4 protein-coding genes and 1 rRNA gene are annotated in these 3,739 nt (G+C 50.5%); 1 reads left to right on the forward strand and 4 read right to left on the reverse strand.

From position 1 onward, the window contains the following. Positions 1 to 10 precede the first annotated feature (10 nt). Positions 11 to 125, forward strand: a 5S ribosomal RNA gene (rrf, locus tag VIN66_RS07475). A gap of 127 nt (positions 126 to 252) precedes the next feature. Here the strand turns inward: rrf and thiH are convergent. The 4 genes from thiH to thiE form a co-directional block, all read right to left on the reverse strand. Continuing rightward, entirely contained in the window at positions 253 to 1,365 is a 1,113-nt protein-coding gene (gene thiH / locus VIN66_RS07480; RefSeq protein ID WP_331923398.1) for a 2-iminoacetate synthase ThiH, read from the reverse strand. Further along, positions 1,362 to 2,129: a thiazole synthase gene (locus VIN66_RS07485; protein WP_331923399.1), complete on the reverse strand. Its 768-nt coding sequence runs from the start codon at positions 2,127 to 2,129 to the stop codon at positions 1,362 to 1,364. Before VIN66_RS07485 ends, thiH begins: the two co-directional genes overlap by 4 nt. A 2-nt stretch (positions 2,130 to 2,131) precedes the next feature. Then, positions 2,132 to 2,332 carry a sulfur carrier protein ThiS gene (gene thiS, locus VIN66_RS18840; RefSeq protein WP_414709875.1) on the reverse strand — a complete coding sequence of 67 codons (201 nt, stop codon included), beginning with the start codon at positions 2,330 to 2,332 and terminating at the stop codon, positions 2,132 to 2,134. Beyond that, positions 2,316 to 3,739, reverse strand: a 1,424-nt coding sequence (thiE, locus tag VIN66_RS07490; protein WP_331923400.1) for a thiamine phosphate synthase, incomplete at its 5' end; no start/stop codon positions are given. The genes thiE and thiS, both read right to left, overlap by 17 nt.

Below are 3,739 nucleotides of genomic sequence, written 5' to 3' on the forward strand. Positions count from 1 at the left end.
ACCGTTTTTGCCTGGTGGCAATAGCGCTGTGGAACCACCTGACTCCATTCCGAACTCAGAAGTGAAACGCAGCTGCGACGATGGTAGTGTAGCATTCGCTATGCGAGAGTAGTTCACCGCCAGGCGCCCAATACTAACCCCGCTCATCGAGCGGGGTTTTTTATTGCGTTGAATAAAACAATCGCACAACACACCGCGGTATTGCCGAGACTGAGCAAATAAAAAGCCCGCAAGCGGGCTTAAATCATTAAGTTAGCGACCTAGATTGGCATCCCAGTCCTTCCATACCGGCTGTAAACCCTGTTCAACCATGTCTTCTGCTACCTGATATGGCAGGCGTTCATCATCAATATTGAACTGCTGAAGATTTTCAGGTGCTACACTGTAGCCACCGGGTTGCGTTTTTGAGCCTGCACTGAGACTGCTAATGGCAAGGGGAGTAACAACGCGACGAAACTGCTCCGACTCACGCGTCGACAGGCTAATTTCCAAATCAGGTGCGAATAAGCGAAATGCACATATTAGCTGGATTAGTTCTTTATCCGTAATAGGATTGCTGGCTAATCCACCTCCGCTGCAGGGCCTTATCCGGGGAACAGATAAACTAAAGCGGCATTGCCAGTATCGTTTTTGCAGATATTGCAAATGTTGTGCAAGCATAACTGCATCGGTGCGCCAGTCTGTCAGGCCAAGTAAAATACCAAGACCTATTTTATCCATACCTGCTTGGCCAATTCGATCCGGACCTTCCAGCCGCCACTGAATATCCGCTTTACGGCCTTTACTGTGATGTTGCTGATAGGCTGCTGCCTGATAGGTTTCCTGATATAGCATAACGGCGTCTATCCCAAGTTGTCTGAGCTCGGTATATTCTTCTGCTGCAAGAGGCTGAACTTCGAGCTGAACACTGCTAAAGTAGGGCCTTATAAGCGGGATCACAGATCGAAAATAGTCCATGCCGACTTTGCGTTCATGTTCGCCGGTTAGCAGCAAAACCTGGTCAATGCCGAGCGCTTTCAGCGCGAAGCATTCTTGCTTAATTTCTTCAGCTGTCAGCGTTTTTCGTTTAACTTTCTGGCTCATAGAAAAGCCGCAGTAGCTGCACTCATTTGCACACAGGTTAGATAAATACAGCGGAGCAAAAAACTGTACGGTGGCACCAAAACGTTGTCTGGTTAATGAGCGCGCTTTGCTAGCTATTTGCGGCAAAAAAGTGCTTGCAGCCGGCGATAGCAATGCCTGCAGATCACTGAGCGCCAGTTTGGGTTTATCAATAGCAGCTTTTATCTGCTGAGCAGTATAGCTGTGGCTGTATAGCTGAGTGTCATGCCAGCTTAGCGTTTGCCAAGTATCGTAAAATGTCATAGCGACGTTAGAAACTCTGTCAATGGGCTGGAAGCTTCAGCGGTAGTATGTTGTTGCGCTAAGCCTGCTTCATAGGCCGTGCGTCCTGCCTGAACTGCCTGACTAAACGCTTTCGCCATTAATACCGGCGATGCACTAGTTGCTATGGCGGTATTGACAAGCACTGCCGCAGCGCCAAGTTCCATTGCCGCGCCGGCGTGCGATGGCGAGCCTAAGCCAGCGTCAATAATTACCGGCACAGTCGCTTGTTCGATAATAATGCGCAGCATGGCTTCCGTTTGCAGACCAAGATTCGAACCAATCGGTGCAGCAAGAGGCATAACAGCGGCACAACCTGCTTGCTCCAGGCGTTTACATAATACCGGGTCGGCACCGCAGTATGGCAACACAACAAAGCCACGTCGAACCAGCTGCTCTGCTGCCAGTAAGGTTTCTAACGGGTCAGGCATCAGATAGCGTGGATCGGGATGAATTTCAAGTTTCAGCCAGTTTGTATCCAGCGCATCACGGGCCAGTTCAGCGGCCAATATCGCTTCTTTTGCTGTCTTAGCGCCCGAAGTATTGGGTAATAGCTGAACATTCAGCCGTCGTAGCGGGCCGAGCAGGTCGTCCTGCGGTTTATCAAGTTGCAGGCGTTTTAATGCCAGAGTGATAAGCTGCGTTTCGCTGGTAACAACTGCCTGCTGCATCAATAGCGGGCTGGCAAATTTGCCGCTGCCAAGTAGCAGACGGCTGTGGAAGGTTTTATCGGCGATAGTTAACATTGCTAGCCTCCTGTGACCAACTGAAAAAGTTGTACTGAATCGGCTGGTTTTAACAGATGCTCTGGCCATAGCCGTTTGAGCAATACATTATTGTTGATCGCGACAGCCAATCCGTTTGGATCCAGCTTCAGCTGCGTTATAAGCTGCTCCACACTGCAGGCGGTTTCAAGCTGAAGGGGTGAGTCATTAACTGTTATAAGCATGATAATTGCTCCACTGTCGCTGTAAGTCGGTATATGCCTGCTGCGGTTTAAGCTGTGCAGTAATTGCAGAGACCACCGCAATACCGTCGACGCCGCAGGCCGCCACATCTTTTATCTGCTGTATGCCGATGCCGCCTATTGCGACTGTTGGGGTATCGTGACATAGCGCCGCATAACGTTTTAGCTTGGCCAAGCCCTGTGGTTTTGAAGGCATCTGTTTGGTTTGAGTTGCAAAGACATGGCCAAGAGCGATGTAAGAAGGCTTTAACTGCCGCGCGATTAGCAGTTCTTTATAACTGTGAGTTGATATACCCAGGCGCAGGCCGGCAGTTGCAATAGCGCTTAAATCAGCTTGCTGCAAGTCTTCCTGGCCTAGATGCACGCCATAGGCACCATGCTTTATGGCCAATTCCCAATAATCATTTATAAATAGCCGTAAGCCATAATCCCGGCTCAGGCTAATTGCCTGCACGATTTGTTGCTCAATATCCTCAGCAGCACCGTGCTTTAGCCGCAGCTGAATAACATCTGGCTGGCACGGCAGCAACGATGTCAGCCAACTAACGTTATCAACAACCGGGTACAGCCCGATTGGGCAATTCATCGGGGCAAAAGCCTGGCCTTCGCGCTGTGCAATCAGTCTGCTCGACAAATGAGGATAATGCTGTGACTGCTCTGGCCAGCTGCCATGCTGCAGACAGCCCGCACCGCTACCCGTGGTGTAACCCTGGCTGAGAGCCTGTTGTAAATAAGCCCGGGCAATAATGACGGCGTCGGTTAGCGTATAACAGTGTGCTACTGCGGCGGCTATAGCACTTGACAATACACAGCCGGTGCCATGGTTGTTTGCTGTCTGCAATCGGGGTTGGATGAGCGCAATTTCAGGCTCGTTTTCTGTCAGCAGTATGTCATGAACATATTGCCCGGTTTTGCTGTTGTGGCCGCCTTTGAGCAATACGGCTTTGGCTCCGGCTGCCAGCAGCACTGAAGCTTGCTGACGCTGTGTAGCCTGAGGTACAGCGCTCAGCAGTGCCAGTTCGGGTAAGTTTGGCGTAATAAGATCCAGCAGTGGCAGCAGTTTCAGCCGCCAGATACTCAAGCAGCACTGGCTGATAAAATTGTATCCGGAGCTGCTACTCAGTACCGGGTCAGCAATCACAGCAAACTGATATTGTGCTTTGTGTTGCTTTAACCAGTCCGCCAGCAACTGCAATAAAGCTGCGTCGGGTATAAGACCAATTTTAATCGCCTGTGGCGGCATGTCTTCCAGCAAACAGCTTAACTGTGCACAGAACAGCGCCGGGCTCACCGCCTCATAGCCAATCACCTGACAACTATTTTGTGCGGTCACGGCGGTTATTACGCTGCAGCCATGACAATCCAGCGCATTGAATGTATGTAAATCGG

It is taken from the genome of Rheinheimera sp., from assembly GCF_036568245.1.
Classification (GTDB): domain Bacteria; phylum Pseudomonadota; class Gammaproteobacteria; order Enterobacterales; family Alteromonadaceae; genus Alishewanella.